The sequence below is a fragment of the Sphingobium abikonense NBRC 16140 genome (assembly GCF_001598335.1).
Taxonomy (GTDB): Bacteria; Pseudomonadota; Alphaproteobacteria; order Sphingomonadales; family Sphingomonadaceae; genus Sphingobium; species Sphingobium abikonense.
The window spans coordinates 83,704-102,932 of record NZ_BCYT01000006.1 but is presented as its reverse complement, the minus strand read 5'-3'; the positions used below and the strand labels follow the sequence as shown (position 1 = coordinate 102,932).

Annotated in this window: 18 protein-coding genes; 12 read left to right on the top strand and 6 right to left on the bottom strand. The window is 59.6% G+C overall.

What is annotated here, in order from left to right; translation table 11 throughout:
- Window positions 1–129: 129 nt before the first annotated feature.
- Window positions 130–1,128, top strand: coding sequence for a sugar phosphate isomerase/epimerase family protein (locus SAB01S_RS09155; protein WP_245646434.1), 999 nt, complete (start codon window positions 130–132; stop codon window positions 1,126–1,128).
- A complete protein-coding gene (locus tag SAB01S_RS09150) occupies window positions 1,128–1,517 on the top strand; it encodes a C-glycoside deglycosidase beta subunit domain-containing protein (protein WP_062732736.1) in 390 nt (129 codons plus the stop codon). Before SAB01S_RS09155 ends, SAB01S_RS09150 begins: the two co-directional genes overlap by 1 nt.
- 459 nt (window positions 1,518–1,976) lie before the next feature.
- Here the strand turns inward: SAB01S_RS09150 and SAB01S_RS09145 are convergent, their stop codons facing one another.
- Together SAB01S_RS09145 and SAB01S_RS09140 are read right to left on the bottom strand one after the other, a co-directional pair.
- Window positions 1,977–3,434, bottom strand: a complete 1,458-nt coding sequence (locus SAB01S_RS09145; RefSeq protein ID WP_062732735.1) for a GH39 family glycosyl hydrolase — start codon at window positions 3,432–3,434, stop codon at window positions 1,977–1,979.
- Complete coding sequence (locus SAB01S_RS09140) at window positions 3,434–4,597, bottom strand: FAD-dependent monooxygenase (RefSeq protein WP_083951254.1); 1,164 nt, start codon at window positions 4,595–4,597, stop codon at window positions 3,434–3,436. The genes SAB01S_RS09145 and SAB01S_RS09140 overlap by 1 nt, the downstream gene beginning before the upstream one ends.
- Window positions 4,598–4,770: 173 nt before the next feature.
- Here SAB01S_RS09140 and SAB01S_RS18080 point away from each other — a divergent pair, with 173 nt between their 5' ends.
- On the top strand, window positions 4,771–5,442 hold the full coding sequence (locus tag SAB01S_RS18080) for a GntR family transcriptional regulator (RefSeq protein ID WP_083951252.1): 672 nt from the start codon (window positions 4,771–4,773) through the stop codon (window positions 5,440–5,442).
- Between the two features lie 227 nt (window positions 5,443–5,669).
- Window positions 5,670–8,033 carry a TonB-dependent receptor gene (locus SAB01S_RS09125; RefSeq protein ID WP_062732731.1) on the top strand — a complete coding sequence of 788 codons (2,364 nt, stop codon included), beginning with the start codon at window positions 5,670–5,672 and terminating at the stop codon, window positions 8,031–8,033.
- Between the two features lie 553 nt (window positions 8,034–8,586).
- On the opposite strand, the gene SAB01S_RS09120 is transcribed toward SAB01S_RS09125, so the two are convergent.
- Window positions 8,587–9,036, bottom strand: coding sequence for a DoxX family protein (locus SAB01S_RS09120; protein ID WP_157078305.1), 450 nt, complete (start codon window positions 9,034–9,036; stop codon window positions 8,587–8,589).
- A 66-nt stretch (window positions 9,037–9,102) separates the two neighbouring features.
- The gene (locus SAB01S_RS09115) at window positions 9,103–9,378 is read right to left on the bottom strand and encodes a BufA1 family periplasmic bufferin-type metallophore (protein ID WP_062732729.1); all 276 of its coding nucleotides are present in this window, start codon (window positions 9,376–9,378) and stop codon (window positions 9,103–9,105) included.
- Between the two features lie 210 nt (window positions 9,379–9,588).
- On the opposite strand from SAB01S_RS09115, the gene SAB01S_RS09110 reads away from it, so the two are divergent.
- The 5 genes from SAB01S_RS09110 (at window position 9,589) to SAB01S_RS09090 (ending at window position 12,829) form a co-directional block, all read left to right on the top strand.
- Window positions 9,589–10,128: a sigma-70 family RNA polymerase sigma factor gene (locus tag SAB01S_RS09110; protein ID WP_062732728.1), complete on the top strand. Its 540-nt coding sequence runs from the start codon at window positions 9,589–9,591 to the stop codon at window positions 10,126–10,128.
- A complete protein-coding gene (locus tag SAB01S_RS09105; protein WP_062732727.1) occupies window positions 10,125–10,766 on the top strand; it encodes a DUF1109 domain-containing protein in 642 nt (213 codons plus the stop codon). The genes SAB01S_RS09110 and SAB01S_RS09105 overlap by 4 nt, the downstream gene beginning before the upstream one ends.
- A 122-nt stretch (window positions 10,767–10,888) precedes the next feature.
- Complete coding sequence (bufA2, locus tag SAB01S_RS09100) at window positions 10,889–11,155, top strand: BufA2 family periplasmic bufferin-type metallophore (protein WP_062732726.1); 267 nt, start codon at window positions 10,889–10,891, stop codon at window positions 11,153–11,155.
- A gap of 61 nt (window positions 11,156–11,216) precedes the next feature.
- Window positions 11,217–12,047, top strand: a complete 831-nt coding sequence (gene bufB / locus SAB01S_RS09095) for an MNIO family bufferin maturase (protein ID WP_062732725.1) — start codon at window positions 11,217–11,219, stop codon at window positions 12,045–12,047.
- Entirely contained in the window at window positions 12,044–12,829 is a 786-nt protein-coding gene (locus SAB01S_RS09090) for an HvfC/BufC N-terminal domain-containing protein (RefSeq protein WP_062732724.1), read from the top strand. Before bufB ends, SAB01S_RS09090 begins: the two co-directional genes overlap by 4 nt.
- A 134-nt stretch (window positions 12,830–12,963) precedes the next feature.
- Here the strand turns inward: SAB01S_RS09090 and SAB01S_RS09085 are convergent, their stop codons facing one another.
- Window positions 12,964–13,872, bottom strand: coding sequence for a sugar kinase (locus SAB01S_RS09085; RefSeq protein WP_062732723.1), 909 nt, complete (start codon window positions 13,870–13,872; stop codon window positions 12,964–12,966).
- Between the two features lie 174 nt (window positions 13,873–14,046).
- Here SAB01S_RS09085 and SAB01S_RS09080 point away from each other — a divergent pair, with 174 nt between their 5' ends.
- Both SAB01S_RS09080 and SAB01S_RS09075 read left to right on the top strand, forming a co-directional pair.
- A complete protein-coding gene (locus SAB01S_RS09080) occupies window positions 14,047–16,008 on the top strand; it encodes a hybrid sensor histidine kinase/response regulator (RefSeq protein WP_062732722.1) in 1,962 nt (653 codons plus the stop codon).
- Between the two features lie 162 nt (window positions 16,009–16,170).
- Window positions 16,171–17,085, top strand: coding sequence for an alpha/beta fold hydrolase (locus SAB01S_RS09075; RefSeq protein WP_062732721.1), 915 nt, complete (start codon window positions 16,171–16,173; stop codon window positions 17,083–17,085).
- On the opposite strand, the gene SAB01S_RS09070 is transcribed toward SAB01S_RS09075, so the two are convergent.
- Entirely contained in the window at window positions 17,075–18,007 is a 933-nt protein-coding gene (locus SAB01S_RS09070; RefSeq protein WP_062732720.1) for an NAD(P)H-dependent flavin oxidoreductase, read from the bottom strand. The genes SAB01S_RS09075 and SAB01S_RS09070 overlap by 11 nt on opposite strands.
- 136 nt (window positions 18,008–18,143) lie before the next feature.
- On the opposite strand from SAB01S_RS09070, the gene SAB01S_RS09065 reads away from it, so the two are divergent.
- Window positions 18,144–19,202, top strand: a complete 1,059-nt coding sequence (locus SAB01S_RS09065) for a hypothetical protein (protein WP_062732719.1) — start codon at window positions 18,144–18,146, stop codon at window positions 19,200–19,202.
- Window positions 19,203–19,229: the final 27 nt, after the last annotated feature.

The following is a 19,229-nucleotide window of genomic DNA, read 5'->3' as shown; positions in this document are numbered from 1 at the left end:
ATGATATTAGTTTTGCTTCGCGGGCTGGTCGCTGCCGTTCGGTAGGCGTGCGACCAAACCGAGCAATTTTCTAAGTTTTTCGAATGAGCCGCGTTCGCAAAACGACAAATATGAGTGGAGTTACAGGAGATGGTTGCCAGCGTGAAAAGAGGCGTGAGCCTCTACAGCTTTCAGGAAGAGATGTTCTTGGGACAGATGACCATCGAAGACTGCGTTGCATTTGCCGCGTCGATCGGCGCAACCGGGATCGAAATCCTCCCTGAGCAGAACATGCCAAGTTTCCCGAACATCGACGACCGCCAGGTCGCTTGGTGGAAGGAACTCATGGTCAAGCACGGAACCGAACTTACGTGCTACGACATGTTCTTGGATACCAAGGTTCGCAAAGACCGTTGGATGACGGACGAAGAACAGATCGATTCCATCCGCCGAGACCTCATACTTTGCAACCGGTTAGGCGTCCGCAATATGCGCGTGCTGGTCTTCGTACGCCCTGATATCCTTGAGCGGTGCGTGCCCTACGCCGAGGAACTCGATGTGCATATGGGCGTGGAAGTCCATGCGCCCTGGCATATGGAGCATGCCTGGATCCTGCGTACCGTTGAAGTAGCAGACAGGCTTGGGACCAAGCATCTAGGCCTGCTCCCCGACATGGGCATATTCATGAAGCACTACCCGCCGGTCTATCGCGACCGATTCATTCGCCAAGGCGCTCGACCGGAAGTCGCGCAGTTCATCGTCGAGCAGCACGAGCAGAAGATCATGGCCGAGTACACGATCTACGAGGTTGCGGTCAAGATGAAGGGCAATCCCGCCGAAGTGCGTATGGCCGAGATTCTGCGTCACCAGCCCTTTGCCAATCCCAAGCGGATCCGCGACTACATCCCCTACTTCCGGCATATCCAGGCCAAATTCTACGAGATGACGGAAGACGATCGCGATCCCACCCACGCCTATGACGAGGTCATACCGGAACTGGTCGCCGGAGGATGGGACGGGTATCTGTCCAGTGAATATGAAGGCAACCGTTGGATTCAGGACGTCCAGACGGTCGACAGCCGGGAGCAGGTGCGGCGGCAGCACCGCATGTTCGAAAGATTGATCGCGCAAGCCGAGGGAGCCCGCTGATGTTCGACAAGTATCTGATCGTGGACGGCAGCCTGCGCAACGTCGGGCCGGATCACGCCCCCGACGGTTTCGCGTTCGAAGCGAAGCTCGGTTATTATCGCGGGCTTGGCCTTTCCATGGTGGAAGCTCTGGACGTTACCATCGATGGCGAGCCAGTCCCTCGTGACGCGGTCCGATTTGACGAAGGCAACGGACCGCTCACCCTCGACGAGATGGAGACCGCATTTGATCGTCGCTGGCCGTTCGGCGCATCGGCCACGATCACGGTCGAACATCGCGGCGGCTTGGCGCCGGGGGAGCATCGGCTGGAACTCTCGCAGCGGTTGCGGATCTCTTACATGCCGTTTCCGTCGATTAACGCTGACGCAAAGACTCTAGCAATATCCTGATGATAACAAGGCCGTGAGCGGGAATCGCCTTGCAGATTAAAGCAAGGCGATTCCCGCTCATACCGTATATGGGTGAAGTGATATTCGAGGCGGCTGGAAGCTTAAGTCGCGACTATCGCCGCGGAATGCTGCAGTTTTTCTCATGATTTAGCACAGACGTAGGCATTTCTTGCCGTGAGCGCGATATTAGCCGTTCTGCGATGATGTATTGCCGCTGATCCGCATGGCCGTTGACGTCGTCATCCCACTGATCAAAACATACCGCGGCTAAATGATCCGCAATCCTAATGATGCTGGCCCCTTACGCCGCTTTGCCAACGGACTACCATAGCCATTTCTCTCCGGCCCTACCAGCCGCGCAGCCAAGGTCGCCAACCGTCTAGCCTGTCACAAAAAGGGGGTGCCGACATTATGTCGCCCCCCCTTGAACTCGTGAAATTCCGGCAAATTTGCAGGCCTTTACGAAGCCAGACGCGTTATTTCGATGAGTTCAATCCCGGGTGCCGGCAAGCTGCCCTCGATGGTGACCGAGGCGCCTTCGCCTTCCTGCGATCCGAGCATATCGCCCCTATGTTCTGCGTCTGCCCGATATCGGACCACTTTGTGACGCCCCTCGCCCCATGGCAGTTCGCTGACGTCAAGCGTATATCCGGCATAGCCAGCACTCACCGCATCAACCCGTCTAGGCGGAACATTCAAGGACATGTTCACACGTTCAGCGCCGATGGGCACCTGAAACTCGAAAACGTCCCGATCCCGAGCCACCAGATAAGTTTCCGGAATTGCATAATTGGCTATCAATATGCGGATCGTATCGCTGTCTGCAGAATGACCAGCGAGTATGGCAAATCCGTTCTCATCTCCACCGGTCGTGGCAAGGCGTTTTGACGTTGCCAAAGTCTGGCCGACCAGACGAAACGCACTTGTTCTGGCATTCTCACTTCCATCAGCTTCAAATATCCCGGCAGGATCCCTGAACTTATAGTGGAAATCGGCTCCGGTATCGGCCCTGAAGAAGATCGCCTTATCGACGGCGGAATCCTGCATGTAGATAGCCGAGGCCGCGATGAAGGCTGCGTTGTCAGCATCTTCGAACTTGGCCGTCGGGATACCAGTCATGCTCCAGTAGGAGAGGAGAAGTTCGGCATCGCTGAAGCCGTGTTTATCGACGATCGCGCGGACTTCGGCAGCGATCGTTCGAAAGTCGAGCGGATCGCGCGAGTTGTCGCCGTACCACATCCAGGACAGGAAATCGAAAGGCAGCGAATGTTGCCGAATGTATGTCAGAAATCCCTCGCGAAACGGGCCGTCATTCAAGGGAAATGCGACACATGGGCCACCGACCTTCAGCAAGGGGTCAACGCGCTTCACAGCGCGCGCAGTTGCTGCATACATTTGGTAAAACTGGTCGGGCGTACCGGAAAAGTGCAAGGCGCCAAAGTCGGGCTGGTCTCCAAATTCCCAATGTGTGACAGCGTTTTCAAATCCGCCACCCCATCCGCATACATAGTGACGCACGATATGTTCGACCACCTGCTCATATTTTTCCAGGTCACGAACCGGTTGCTTGTTGGCCGGGATTTCGCTGGCAATGGTGAACAGAATATCCGCGCCCAGCGAGCGCGTTTGCCTAACCCAGCTATCCGTGCCCTCGAAATTGTAGTTTGCAGGGTCGGTGGGGTCCGCTGACCAGTCGGGAAACAGGCTGGTGGGGTTATTGACCGTGTCCAGCCTCGAGACCCAATCGTAAGACCGCACGAGCGTCACATGCGCGGCTTTCCACACATCCAGAATGTCGGGAACGCTTGATGCTCCGGCAGCCGGAGCGGGGATCCCCGACGTGCCGTGGAGTTTCCGCATATCACCGACGGAGACGCCCGCATTGACGGACAGCTTCGCGATAGGATTCGTGTTCATCAGTAATCACTTTCCAGGATGCGGTTAATGTAATCGATTGCGGCTGGCTCTTCATTTACGAGATACGCGAGACGTCGCTCGAGCGCTTCGGGCGTGGCCGAATCAAATTCCTCGTGCATCATTTTCAGAGACCAATCCCAGACGGTTTTCACTCGCGGATATCGTCTCGCCATGAACTTGGTTTGGACGTCGTAGAGCGTATCGTCGCTGTCAAGAAGCCGGGCAAAAACCACCCCGTCCTCAATAGCCATCGCGGCACCCGATCCGAGATAGGGCGTGGTCGCATGCGCGGCGTCGCCCATGATCATGACCCGGCCGCGGTGCCATGGATATGGGACCATAATCGTATTCAAAGGGGTGTAGGCGACATTCTTGGCGGTGCGCAAAGAAGCGATCGCGTCCGCCATGAATTCAGAGTCACCCATCATCTCCCGCGCTGTTTTGTGCATGACTTCTGCAAAAGCGTCAGGGTCGTGACGAGGGCGGCCTGGCTCGTGATGCGTAACAATCACATACATCATGCCGCCAACCAGCGGCACGAAACCAACTTTGCCGCCAAAACCGTGGCAGAATAGAGCGCCCTTCAGACTGTCCGGGGCAGGCACGGCCGCCCGCCACGCGACCCCACCACTGCGAGCCGGTACATGTTTCTGGCCGAACAGATATTCCCGAACTTGAGAATTGATACCGTCGAAACCGAGAACAAGATCATAGCGACGCGATGATTCATCGCTAAGTTTGACCGTGACGCCAGCATCATCCTGCTGAATATCGACGGCTGTTGTCGCCATCATGATGTTGCACCCAAGTTCCAGGGCACGGGCGCTGGCCATCTCTAGGAAGCCCAAGCGCGGTAGCTGGACATTGTTGGGCAAACCGTCGAACTTCCGTCCATAGGAAATATCGACGACATGCCGTCCATTTTGATCATAATAGGAAAGCGGAGGCGTCGGGAAGCCGATGGCCAACGTGTCGTCAAGAAGCCCGATCTCGCGCAGAGCACGCAGGCCATTTGTTCGCAGCCCCCACCCCACACCGGCGACTGAATTATCAGGCTTGATATCGATGACGTCGACCTCAACGCCGTTTCGAGCAAGTGCCACCGCTGCACAAAGACCGCCTATACCCGCGCCGACCACGAGTATCTTGTTACAACTAGACATTCTTGACCCCTCCCGAAACGTCTGAGCAAATCAGCCACGGTCATGGCTCATACTGGCTCACCGTGATATATCACGATCGCAGATGCTGTATTTTCAGTCAAGGGTTGCAATCCCACCAATGCTTTCCGACGAGACATGGTCGCTTTATGGCGGTGCATAGCTGGAGTTGACGGATGACAAGGCGCGACGAACATAAGCAGACACTGGCAGACCAAGCGTACGCGCTTTTGCGGGAGCGGATCGTGTTGCTTAAAATGCCGCCGCGTATGCGCTTCACTGAACGCGAGATATCAGAGGAGATTGGGTTCGGGGCGATGCCGGTGCGTGAAGCCTTAGATCGCCTAAATCATGACGGACTGGTCGAAACAATACCCCGCCGCGGGTATCGCGTAGCTGGCCTCACACTGAAATCTGTAGATGACTTCTTTGCCGTGTGGAGTGCCGTATCCCCATTGATCATCCAACTGGCGCATGATCGAGTAACTTCTGAACAAGGCGCGGCTCTGGACGCCATCCAGCGAGAGCATGAACGCGCTATCAGAAAAGCCAAATTCGATCCGGAGCGCTGGATTCAACTATCTCGGCAACGCTTTGATCTACTCGTGGAGGCCACCCGAAATCCCTTGCTTGGTGCGATTTATCGCAAGCTTTCCGCAGAGATGGACCGGATTTTTTATTCGATTAGCCATCACAGCGAAGATATCCGCGCCATTTTCGCGCTCGCGACTCGGTTCGATACGGCAATTCCATCGCTCGACGATGCCAGCGAGTTCATACGCATTGCACGCGAGAAGGTCGCCACCGTGATTATCGAAAAGGGCTTCGACTACCCGCAGAACCCCTAATTTTGGTCGAGAAAAAAATTTTTCTCAGGCCGATTGAAGCCTGTGATATATCAAAGGCTAGAATTTCCAGCTATTTGGCTAGGGTCAAGCCGTCAAACGTCTGTCGCCGTTATCGATCGCCTCACTCGGATCGCTCCAGGACGCCTTGACAGCGACATCAACAGAACTAAAATATTGGATCTAGTTAAGATATGCGGGATGTTACCCGCTGAATTTGGGAGGGGAACATGCGTAAGCTGAATCTGAAGTCGGGCCTGCTAATCGGTACCGCGTCGATGATCGCGACGCCTGCGATGGCGCAGGATCAGGCACCCGCGTCCGCCTTCGCCGAGATCGTCGTGACAGCTCAGAATCGTGCTGAAAACGTCCAGGACGTGCCAATTGCCCTGCAGGTGGTTTCGGGTAACGCTCTTGAAAAAGCAGGCATTTCCGACGTCAGCGGCATCCAGCAACTGGCACCTGCGGTGCAAATTGTTCAGGATACGAACCTGACGCGCGTGACTGTTCGCGGTGTAGGCACCAACGACAATGCCGAAACGCAGGATTCCTCCATCGCCGTCAACATCGACGGCGAATATATAAACCGTCCGACGGTCCTGAATGCCGGGCTGTTCGATCTCGCCCGGGTTGAGGTTCTCCGCGGGCCACAGGGCACACTTTATGGGCGCAATTCGACCGGCGGCGCGATCAATTTCATCACTCGCAAGCCGGGCGACGAGCTGGGTTTCAATCTCACAGCATCTTATGGAAACTTTGACCATGTCCTTCTGCAGGGCGGGATCGACGTGCCCTTCGGTGATATCGGCGGGCTGCGCTTTGCCGGCACCTATTCGAAGCGAGATGGCTATTTCTCGCACCCGAATCTCAGCACTCGCACGGGCGACGACTATACCCGGGGCGGCCGCGTCAGCCTGAGCCTGCGACCCTCTGATGCACTGACCATCGACGCGGCAGTCGAGCATGTCGCCGCAGACCGCGAATTGGCGGCCCAGGCGTTCGTCAATTACAACCCGGGCCTAGGTTATAACCCCGCGTTGACGCCGGGGGCCGGGTGCAATCAGAATGGTTTCGTTCCCGTGGGCGCCGATCCGCGCCTCGTGGTCTGCATCCCTCAGAACACCAACGGGCTCGAAACCATAGACCGCGGCAACTATACCGCACCAGCGCGCAGCCCAAGCATTCAGCGGCAACGGACGACAGCGGTTCGCGGGCGTATATCCTATGATTTTGGCCCGGCAACATTGAGCTATACCGGCGGTTACCGGACTACGGACGAGAGCTTCGACTCCGCGCTGGCTCCGGCCTATCTTTTCAAGAATTTCGCCAATGACGTGGACACCCAGAGCCATGAATTGCGGATCAATGGGGGGGAAGCCGGCGGCATTCAGTGGCAAGGCGGCGTGTTCCGCTTCAAGGAAGATCTCGACATTGAGCGCGGTCTTTTCAACGGACCGCCCTACTTGCCGCCGTTTCTTCTCGGGGCCAATGGTGGTTACATTAACTATTTCGATCGCCAGGTCAGTAGCGCCAGCTGGGCGGTATTTGCGCAAACGGACATTCCGCTGACCGACACACTGACGGCGGTCGTAGGCGGACGATACACTTGGGACAAGCGCACAGGCATATTCAACGTCTATGGCAGCGGCATCGCAAACCCCGCTTCTCCGCTCAACAACACGGGGCCGGTGCGGATCACCGCGGCCCCCTTGTCGGTGGACCGGCCGAGCGCGAGCGCAGAAAAATTCACATGGCTGGCTGGCCTCAATTACAAGCCGGATGCCGACACGCTTGTATATGCCAAGGTGTCGACGGGCTTCAAAGCGGGCGGGTTCGACTCAATCGGTTCTTATGCGCCGGAAAGCAACACGGCCTACGAAACCGGGATCAAACGGAGCTTCGGCACCGGCGGAGCGAATTTCGTCAACCTCTCTGGCTTCTACTACGACTACAAGGATCTGCAGGCCTCGGTTCTGCTCGACAATTCGATCGGTGGCCAGGTATTCAATGCAGGCAAGGCTCGGATCTGGGGTATCGAGCTGGACTCGTCGATCAGGGTACTTGAGAATGGTCGCTTCACCGCCAGCGTGAACTACCTCAACGCGAAGTATGAGGATTTCCTGGCATCATACGCCGTATATTGCGCGTCCTCGACACTGCCTGGGGGTTGCGTCACTGGTCTTGGCGACCTTGACACCGACTCAACGGCTGCGCCGGTTGTGCAGCCGAACTTGGCCGGCAATCGACCGCCGCAGTCTCCGCGTTGGGTGATAGCCGCAGGCTATGAACATCGGTTCGATCTGGGAAATGCCGGGAGCCTTACCCCAAGCGTGTTCTCGCGCTACAAAAGCTCCTATTTTGTGGACATCTTCAACTTCAATGACTCGCGGCAGAAAGCGTTTTTCCAGACAGACGCGAGCATCGAGTGGCGCTCGCCTGACGACAAGTTCGGGGTGCAGGCATTTGTCCGCAATATTGAAGATAACCAGCCGCTTACATATGCAAGCTTCACCGCGGCGGGCAATGACGACATCTATATCTGGCAGTTCGGCACGCCGCGTACCTATGGCGTACGTCTGAACTTCGACTTTTAACAATGCGTAGATCGATCCGGCGATCGGCTGCGCCGATTGCCGGATCAATTAAAAAAAGTGGACCATCAGCTCGGTTTTTTCACCGGAACGCCCACACTTATCTCAGCATGCTGGTGAAAGATCAGCAGAGCGGCTGCCCATGGAACGATGGCAGACTGATGCAGTTTTTACACTTGCCGTCAGGCGCAAAGTTTTAAGCCCACACAACCAATGATCCTGTGTGCGATAAATGCCCGTACCGGCCTCTCCGCATCGATTCTCCGTCACGTGTTGTAGCTGATCCCGAACATGTCCTTTGGCGCCTCGTCCGTGCGAACCGGGCAGTTGCGACTATATGGTCGATGATGGCGCTGGAATCTGTTCCATTTCCTATATACCTCCCAAACTTGGCGTTGCGAGGGTGAGAGTACCGGTCGGTCTTCGCCTTGCGATAAGCTCAAGCACTATGGCGTCCGGCCTCAAGACTTTTGGGTAAGATAAGCCCGAAACCCGATATGTATTCTCAATTGCGTCGTAAAGTTGCAAATAATGCAGTTTGCGGCGAGCTTTCGCTTCACTTTTCCGACCGTGGAAAGATCAGTGCGTCCAAGGACCAGCCACCGCTGCCGTGAGCCACCAGAAGGAGCAGGATAGCGATCCATGTTAGATGGGTTGGCCATGCACTGGGATAAACGAATATCTGGATGACCATCGTCATGCCAAGCAGTGCGAATGCCGAACACCGCGTAAAAAGGCCCAATGTCAGCAATATTGGAAAGAGATGCTCCGCCCAGGTTGCCATGGTCGCCGCAAGCTCGGGTGGCAGGAGCGGCAAGGCATATTCGGTGCGGAACAGTTCGTAAGTGCTGTCGGTGATGGTGATGACGCCCTCCACCTTCGTTCGTCCGGAAAGGAAGAAAACGGCCGCGATGCTCAGACGCGCGATCAGCAACAGCGTCGCGTCGGTAAGCAGCGCTTCGATCCGCCGGACCAAGGCGTCTCGTCTGTGCAAGAGAAGGTTCATCAATCGTCTCCACGAAAAACGGCCGGAGCTACTGGGCGCCCCGGCCGCCGCGATTGGCTTATAGAATCAGGCCTTGGGAGAAAGCGACCCGTTGCCCTTGGGCGTCTTGATCGACGTGCAGGTGCCGGCCTTGACCAGTTTCCATGCATTGCCTTGATAATCGACCTTCGATGTGCCCGCGCAGCTTGTGCCGGGGCCGGCCGCGCAGTCATTCTTTCCGGCGAGCGAAACGCCATAGCATTTTTCCATCTTCGGCTTCGTTTGCGCATGTGCGGACGCCGCAAAAGCGCTTACCGAAGCGATCGCGATGCCGGCGGCAAGCGCTGCATGAGTTGTACGCATGATGTTGTCCTCTTCGATCCGTCGCCTCTGCGCGCGGTCCGGACGGGAACCGGACCGCGCGGTGACCGGGGAGGAGGCGGGAAGCCCGTGTCACATCGGCATGTTCGGTGAATGTGTCGCCACGGTTACACTTTCCACCATGTTAAAAATGATCGGTCGATGATGTAACCGATGGCTGGTTTGATCCGAACCTGTGGGCGAGGAGATCGAATGCAGACGACGGAGGAGCATCTGCGGATGTTGATGACGGATGGGCTGGACGGCGACGCCGCGGCCCATGCGGCATTGCTGCGACTGCTCGTTCCGCTGCTGAGGGGTTTCTATCGGCGTCGTGTTCGCGGAGCCGACGACGATGTCGAGGATTTGGTGCAGGAGACCCTAATCGCCGTCCACACTCGCCGAGCCAGCTACGATCGCGGGCGCGCTTTCACCGCTTGGCTCTACGCGGTCGCCAGATACAAGATGATCGACCATTTCCGCCGCGTCGGCCGGTTGCAGCCGATCGACGATCTGGAGGAATCGCTGGTGGCCGAAGAATTTGAGGCAAGCAGCATCGCGAAGCTGGACATAGCCGATTTGCTGGGACATTTGCCGCCCAAGCAGGCGCGGATGATCCGCGCAACGCGGCTGGAAGGGTTGAGCGTCGCCGAAGCGGCGAGCGTGGAAGGCATCGGCGAATCGGACGTGAAGATCTCGGTGCATCGTGGGCTGAAAGCGCTGATGGCGCGCGTGCAGGGAGCGATGCGATGAACACCGACGACCTGATCCGGCAACTTGCCAGCGACACCCGCCCGGTGGCCCGAAACAGCATCGCACGCCGGCTGGCCATCGGGGTGGTGGCCGGCGCGATCGCGTCTGCGCTGCTGATTCTTGCGTCGATCGGGGTTCGGCCGGATCTGGGCGAGGCCATGCGGAGCGCGTCCTTCTGGATAAAATGGGGCTATACCTTATCGCTGTCGATCGCCGCGCTGATGGCGACGGTCCAACTCGCCCGTCCCGATAGCGGTCGGTTGTACGGCTTGTGGACATTGGCGGTGCCCGTTCTGCTTCTCGGAGCGGTCGGCCTGCTCGAACTAGCGAGAACGCCGTCGTCGCAATGGCTGGCGATGTGGCTGGGCCATAGCTGGAAAAGTTGCCCATGGCTGGTCCTGTCGCTGTCCGTGCCGATCTTCGCGGGTCTGCTTTGGTCTTTCCGCCGGCTCGCCCCGACCCGGCTGCGCGCCGCCGGGGCTTCGGCGGGCCTTTCCGCGGGGGCTTTTGCAGCGACGGTATATTGCATCCACTGTCCCGAAGTGTCGGCGATCTTCGTCTTGACCTGGTATTCGCTGGGAATATTGCTGGCATCCTTGCTAGGTATGCTGGTCGGACCGCGACTGCTGCGCTGGTAGGAAGCGCCTTGCGGCGCCAAGCGACTTGCCGGATCAATTTACACCGTCCTTTGTAACCGCGCGCCGCTTCGAACCGAACGACAGGTGCCATACCGGCTCAACATTCGTTCGGAGACATTATCATGCTCACCTATAACAGCGGCGTGGGCCTCGCCGCTTCGGCCGCCGCCATCGCTATCGTGTCAGCCGCCACGCCGGCCGTGGCGAAGGACGGGGCCGATACCAAGGTCGTACATTGCTACGGCGTCAATAGCTGCAAGGGCACGTCCGACTGCAAGACCGCCAGCAACGAATGCAAGGGGCAGAATGTCTGCAAGGGGCACGGCTTCAAGGAAATGACAGTCAAGGCGTGTGCCGCTGCCGGTGGCAGCCTGACCGAGCCGAAGTGAGCTTTGCACGTCCGGCGCGCGGAAGGGCGCCGGACATCCTTTGCCTGCAGGAGTTGTTTCCATGATCCCGTCCTTTTCCGGTTTCGGACTTGGTCTGCGCAAACCGCACTATGACGATTTTCTGGATCATTGCGTTTCCGTCGATTTCCTTGAAGTGATCTCGGAAAATTTCATGGTCGATGGCGGCCGGCCGCGCGCAATTCTGCGGGATATCCGCGCCCGTTACCCCGTCGCGCTGCATGGCGTGTCCATGTCCGTCGGGTCCGCCGATGGTCTTGATCAGGCCTATCTCGCCCGGTTGCGCGCGCTGGTGAACGACATTGAACCGTTATTCGTGTCGGATCACCTCAGCTGGTCGCGGATCGACGGGTTCAGCTCGCACGACCTGTTGCCGCTGCCCTACACGCAAGAAGCACTGGACGTTGTTTGTGCCAATGTCGACCGGGCGCATACCGCGCTGGGCCGGTCGATGCTGATCGAGAATCCATCGACCTATATCGACTTCGCTGCGGCGGAGATGACAGAATGGCAATTCATTGATGCCCTGTGCGCCCGAACAGGCTGCGGCCTGCTACTCGACGTGAACAATGTCTTCGTTAGCGCCAGCAATCATGGCTTCGACCCCATCGCCTATCTCGATGCCTTGCCGCTCGACCGCGTGCGCCAGATCCATCTCGCAGGGCACAGCAGGGGGGAGCATCTGCTGATCGACACGCATGACCAGGCAGTGCCTCCTTCAGTGTGGCATCTCTATGCCCATGTCATCCACAAGCTTGGGCCGGTCGCAACGATGATCGAGCGCGACGATGCCATCCCGCCGCTGGCGGACCTCCTCGCCGAGCTATCCATCGCACGTGGGATCGCGGCGGGGAATATCGAGGAAGCGGCATGAGCCTCCTGGCGCTCCAGCGCGATATGCGCGACTGGCTGGTGCGTGAGGATCTGATCGCTGCCGGCCGCATGGGCGCGTCGGCGGGTCCAGGCCTTGTCGTGTATCAGAACAACTATCGCGCCCAACTCGTCGAGTGTCTCGAAAGCAGCTTTGCGCGAACCCGCGCCTGGATTGGCGATGAGGCATTTTTCCACAGTGCCGTGCATCATATTGAAAGCGTTCCTCCGAGCAGTTGGACGCTGGACGCTTACGGCCGCGATTTCCCAGCGACGCTGGCGCGTCTTCACACCCAGGATCCGGAGATTGGGGAAATCGCGTCTATCGAGCTTGGGCTGGAGGAACTGTTTGTCGCGGCCGATAGTACCGTGATTGCTTTGGAGAAACTAGACAACATCGACTGGGATCGCGCGGTCCTGACGTTTGCGCTCTCGACGCGGTTTTTGGAGCTGAGAACAAACGCCTTTGCCATATGGTCCGCCCTCGTCGATGAAAAGGAGCCACCCGTATCGCGAAACCTGGACGCGCCGCAGGTTGTTCTGTTGTGGCGACAGGGCGAAAAATGCCGGATGAGACCGATAGACGATGCCGAATGCCAGGCATTGCGCGATCTTCGGAGCGGCATGTCATTCGGCGCATTGTGCCGTGACGTCACGCTTTTCTGTGGCGAACAGAAGGGCGTGGCGCTGGTCGGTCAGTGGTTGGGCCTATGGCTGTCAGACCATCTAATCGTGGCTATAAAGGATGACTGGTCAGCGCAACCTCGAACATCAAGTTATCTGTGAAAACCGGGTCTGCCAGAGGCTGGCATTCCGGATACCATATACGAGAGAAAAGTTGATACGGCTGCCATGGCCCGCGGAAGATTTTGGTTCGCCAAAATAATATGGATTGGACTCAGCTGCCCCTGTCATAAGTTTCAATAGGGGGCATCAGCGTCCTTTGCCGGGATCGCGCCGCGACGGCCGATATTCCATCCGGCGAGGCGATGACCCGCCAGGGCGGCTTCCGCAGGAGGCGCTCCAGCGAGCCGTGCATGAAGGTAGCCGGCATTGAAAGCGTCGCCAGCGCCGCTCGAATCAATGACGTCTATCTGGCGTGGGGGAGCAATCAGTTGCCCGTCGACCAGACATCCGTCCGCCCCCAGTTTCACGATGATCTCGCGGCCCTCTCCCGCCCCCCAGCGCGCGGCGGCGTCCGCCGCATTGTCGGCCTCGCCCATTTCCACCTCGTCGGCGAGCGTGGGCAGGCCCATATCCGCGAGCGCGATGGCGCGATCGCGCCAATGGCGCGCCGTCGCAGCGTCAGGCCATAGCCGCGCCCGGTAATTGCCGTCGAAGGCCACCCGCCCGCCATTGGCGCGAACATGTTCGCACACACCCAACAACGCTTCACGCCCATCATCTGGCAGGATGGCAAGCGTGATCAGCGAAAAATAGAGCAGGTCGGATTGCGCCGCGCCCGCCACTATCACATCGCTGTCGGGCAAGGCGAACATGCGCCGCGCGGCCGCCTCGCTGCGCCAATAATGAAAGCTGCGCTCACCGTCGGCGTCGGTTTCGATCGCATAGAGGCCGGGCAACCGATCGGCGGCGGCGAGGACTAACTGCGTATCCACGCCCTCGGCCTGCCACTGGGCGATCAGATGCGCGCTCATCGGGTCAATGCCGAGCGCGCTTGCCAGACGGACCGTGTCGCCAAAACGGGCGAGGTGGACGGCGGTATTGATGACATCGCCGCCGTAGCGCAAATTCCAGCTTTCCCCGTCACCATGGCTGAGTTCCAGCATCGCTTCCCCAATGACCGTGATGCCCGTCTTTGCCTTCATGCCGATGCCTGTCCTGCTGCTTGATTTGCGCCCGCGTGGTGGGCAGAGGCGGTCGCCAAGTCAAGTCGGCTTGCCACGCGTGCCGCGCGCGAGGAGGGAACGATCAAGTGCCGGCGACGTTTTGCTGAAGCAAAAATCAGGTTCGCGCGGGTCAGCGGACCATAAGGGGACAGAATGAAAAGCCTCCCATCGGAATATAGCGGCAACCGCTTCGAGTTGCTTGTTCAAAGCGTGACGGATTACGCGATCTTCATGCTTGATACCGATGGCCGGATCGCCAGCTGGAATGCCGGTGCGCGCCGGTTCAAGGGATATGAGCCGGACGAGATAATCGGCCAGCATTTTTCGCGCTTCTACACGCCGCAGGATCAGGCCGCAGGGGTGCCTGCCGCGGCTTTGGAAACGGCCCGTCAGGAGGGGCGTTTCGAAGCCGAAGGCTGGCGGGTGCGCAAGGATGGCACCCATTTCTGGGCGAATGTCGTTATTGACCCGATCCGCGATACGGACGGTCGGCTGCTGGGCTTTGCGAAGATCACCCGCGATCTGACCGAAAGGCGCGCGGCGGACGAAGCGCTGCGCAAGAGCGAGGAGCGGTTTCGCCTGCTGGTCGAAAGCGTGTCGGACTATGCCATCTACATGCTCGACCCCGTCGGCACCATCACAAGCTGGAACAGCGGAGCCGAGCGCGCGAAAGGCTATACGGCCGAGGAGATATTGGGCAAGAATTTCGCTCTCTTCTATTCGGAGGAGGACCGTATCGCCGGCCTCCCCTCCCGCGCCCTGAGCAGCGCCCAGCGTGATGGCCGGTTCGAATCCGAAGGCTGGCGCATCCGCAAGGACGGTAGCCGATTCTGGGCCAATGCGGTGATCGACACCATTCGCGATTCCGCAGGAGAAGTGATCGGATATGCCAAGGTGACGCGCGACCTGACCGAACGGCGCGAATCCCAGCAGGCGCTGGAAGATGCCCGAGCGGCGATCATGCAGGCGCAGAAGATGGATGCGATCGGCAAGCTGACCGGCGGGGTCGCGCATGACTTCAATAATCTGTTGGCGGTGATCGTCGGCAGTCTGGAACTGGCCAGAATGCGGCTCGCCAAGGGCGGCGATATTGAGCGCTTCCTTGATAATGCGATGGCGGCGGCCGACCGGGGCGCCACCTTGACGCAGCGGATGCTCGCTTTTGCCAGACGGCAGGAATTGAAGCTGCAAAGCGTCGATTGCGTGGCGCTTGTTCAGGGCATGGCCGACATGCTGCAAAGCAGCGTGGGGCCAGTCATCAGTATCGAGAGCCTGTTTCCAAAAAGCCTAGCCCCCGCTTATGCCGATCCCGGCCAGTTGGAAATGGCGGTGCTGAACCTGGTGGTGAACGCACGCGACGCAATGCCGGAGGGCGGTCGAATCACGATCAGCGGCAGCGAAATGTTGACGGCGCAGGGGGCAGTTCCTGGCCTGGCAAGCGGCACCTATGTCAAATTGTCGGTGATCGACGAGGGCGAAGGCATGGACAGCGCCACGCTGGAGCGAGCGCGTGAGCCGTTTTTCACCACAAAGGGCGTGGGCAAAGGCACCGGCCTTGGGCTGTCCATGGTCCACGGCTTTGTCGAACAATGTGGCGGCGCGCTGACCATCGACAGCAGCGTGGGGGTGGGCACGACCGTATCCTTGTGGCTGCCCGTGTCGCAGGAAGCGGAAACGCGCGAGGCTGACATCAGCGGCCACAGCGTCGTGCAGACGCAGTCGCCACTGGTTATCCTGGCCGTCGATGACGACGATCTGGTGCTGACGAACACGGCCGGCATGTTGGAGGATCTGGGTCACACCGTGTTTCGCGCGGGGAGCGCCGCCGACGCGCTGCGCATGCTCGATCAATCCCGCATCGACATGGTCGTGACCGATCACGCCATGCCCGGCATGACCGGCGCGCAACTGGCCGACGCAATCGAGCAGGCGCATCCCGGCCTGCCCGTTATCATTATTACAGGTTTTGCCGAATTGCCGCCCCATTCCAGCAGCAGGCCGCGGCTGGACAAACCCTTCCGACAAGCCGAACTGGCCCGGATGGTCAACGGCGTTCGCTCGCTTTCCCAAGAAGGCGCGCAACGGGAATTCGGCCCGTCGATCGATCCCGTATAGGGGCAACGCCCCTGCCCCATCTTGCCGCAGGGCAGTAATTTTCCCGTTTTGCGGGGCGAAATTGCGGAAAAGACGCCTCATTGTTCATTCGCGCTTGCAAGATGAGGCGCGCGCGCCAATGGTCAGGCGGACATGCAAACCGACACTGCAGGATCCTGAAACATGCCGGCTGCGCCCACTCCGACATCGCATTTCTTCACGTCGCTGCGGTCGCGCCTCCACTATCTGGATTGGGGCAATCCTTCCGCGCCCCTCTTGATCCTGGTCCATGGCGGATTCGATCACGCCCATAGCTGGGACTGGACGGCGCGCGTTCTGGCGCGGGATTTTCACGTCATCGCGCCGGATCTGCGCGGGCATGGCGACAGCGCCTGGTCACCGACCGGAGCCTATCCGATCGCGCATTTCGTCTATGACCTGTCGCTGCTGGTCGACCTGCTTGATCGGTCGCCGGTCAACATCATCGGACATTCGCTGGGCGGATCGATCAGCCTGCGCTTTGCGGGCCTTTTCCCCGAAAAGGTCGACAGGATCATCGCGATCGAAGGGCTTGGCCTGTCACCCGACGCTCTGGACCAGCGCAAGGAACAGGCATCCCCCGATATCTGGCGCGACTGGATCGAAGGTCGCCGCGCCCGCGCGCATCGGACGCCCCGGTCCTACCCCACGCTGGAAGCGGCGGTCGGGCGGATGCGCGAACGCAACGAGAAGCTGACGCTGGAGCAGGCCATGCACCTGACCCAGCATGGCATCAATCGCAACGAAGACGGCAGCTATAGCTGGAAATTTGATCCCTATCTGAAAGGCATTGCGCCCGATGCAGCATCGGACGGCGAATTGCCGTCATTCTGGAACCGGATCACTTGCCCGACCCAGCTCTACCTCGGGCGCGACAGTTGGGCGTCCAACCCGGCCAAGGACGGTCGCATGGCGCATTTTCGCGATGCCAGCCTGATTGAATTCGACAATGCGGGCCATTGGCTGCACCATGACCAGTTCGATCGATTCATTGCCGAGACGCAGCGCTTCCTTTGCCCCCAATTGAAACAGGGGGCGGTCGCCGGCGTCAGGCCGTGAAACCCTCCACCGCCGCCCGATAATCGGCCTTCAGCCCGGCGATGAAGTCCGCGGCGGGTTGAACCTTATGGATGGCGCCGATGCCCTGCCCCGCGCCCCACACGTCGCGCCACGCCTTCTTCTCGCCGCCCGTCAGGCTTGCAAAATCCATGTCCTTCGCCTTGGGCAGCGCGTCGGGATCAAGCCCGGCCGCGACGATGCTGGGCCGCAGATAGTTGCCGAGTACGCCGGTGAACACGTCGGAATAGACGATGTCCTGCGCGCTGCCGTCCACGATCATCTGCTTGTAGGCCGCCTGAGCATTGGCTTCCTGCGTCGCGATAAAAGGCGTCCCCATATAGCCGAGGTCCGCACCGATCATGCGCGCCGCCGCGATCGACCGGCCCGTCGCGATCGATCCCGACAACGCAAGCGGTCCATCGAACCAGGCGCGGATTTCCTGGACCAGGGCGAAGGGCGACAAGGTGCCGGCATGCCCCCCTGCCCCCGCAGCGACGGCGATCAGCCCGTCCGCCCCCTTTTCCACCGCCTTACGGGCGAAGACATTGTTGATGACATCATGCAGGACGATGCCGCCATAGCTGTGGATGGCCTCATTGACGTCCTCGCGCGCGCCCAGCGACGTGATGACGAGCGGCACGCGATAGCGCACGCACAGCGCCAGATCCTCTTCCAGCCGGCTGTTGGTGCGGTGGACGATCAGGTTGACGGCAAAGGGGGCATGGCTCTCATCCAACGCCTCTCCCAATTGCTGCAACCAGCTTTCGAACATTCCCGCCGGCCGGGCATTGAGCGAAGGGAAAGCGCCGACGATACCGCTGCGACATTGCGCAATGACCAGGTCGGGCTGCGAAATGATGAACATCGGGGAACCGATCAGCGGCAGCGACAGCCGGTCCCTCAGCAACGACGGCAAAGTCATGAACAACGTCCTCTCTTATCGATGATGCGGCGCTAACATCGGAAAAGCGCCCGAAAAAGCCCAAAAACGACTGTATTGATAGAATAATACAGTAGTGCTATCATTCGGCCATCAAACCCCTCTGGGAGGATGAGCCATGTATAGCGACAGCGACTTGCAGGATGCCGTAACGGCCGGCGTCCTGTCTCCCCAAGCGGCGCAGGCGTTGCGCGATCATGTCGCGCGATCACGCGCGACCGTCGCGGTCGACGAAGAACAATTCCGGCTACTGACCGGCTTTAACGATATCTTCGTCGCGATCGCCAGCGTGATCCTGCTCGTCGCGCTGGGCTGGCTGGGCAACAGCATGCGATTCGGCGCACCTGACTATCAACCCGCTTTCATGTCGGGCCTGCTTGTCGCGGCGGCCAGTTGGGGGCTTGCCGAATATTTTACTCGGCGGCGTCGCATGGCCCTGCCCTCCATCCTGCTGCTATGCGGCTTCGTCGGCGGGATTGCGTTCGCGGCGGGCGCGATCGGCGCGCAAATCTGGCCGCATGCCGGTGATCGCACGGCCGCCTTGATCCTGTCGGCGGCGGCAGCGGTCGGCGCGGCGGGCGCGGCCCTGCACTGGCGGCGGTTCATGGTCCCGATCACCGTGGCGGCTGGCGCGGCCGCCGGCGCCGGCGTGGTGGCGGGCCTGGTCATCGCGGCCTTCCCGGACAATCGCACCCTGCCCTTCCTGTTGCTGCTGGCGTCGGGCTTGGCGATCTTTCTGCTGGCGATGCGCTGGGACATGACAGACCGGGCGCGCCTCACGCGCCGGTCGGACGTTGCCTTCTGGCTGCATCTGGCCGCGGCGCCGATGATCGCCCATTCCCTGTTTCATCTGCTGGGCGTGCTGGACGGGGGCGAAATCGGCGCCGGCCGCGCCCTGCTGGTTGTGGCGCTCTATATCGCCTTCGGCCTTGTCGCACTCGCGATCGACCGGCGGGCCTTGCTGGTGTCAAGCCTCGCCTATGTCCTCTTCGCCCTTTATGCCCTGTTCAAGCAAGCGGGCGCCGTGGAGCTATCTTGGGCGCTCACCAGCCTCGTCATCGGATCGGCGCTACTGCTGCTCTCCGCGCTCTGGCATCAGGCTCGATCGATCATCGTCAACGGCCTGCCGCCGGCGCTGACCGATCGCCTGCCCTATCTGGATCGCGCGCCCGCGTGACATGGACCGCGACGGGGCCGGTGCAGG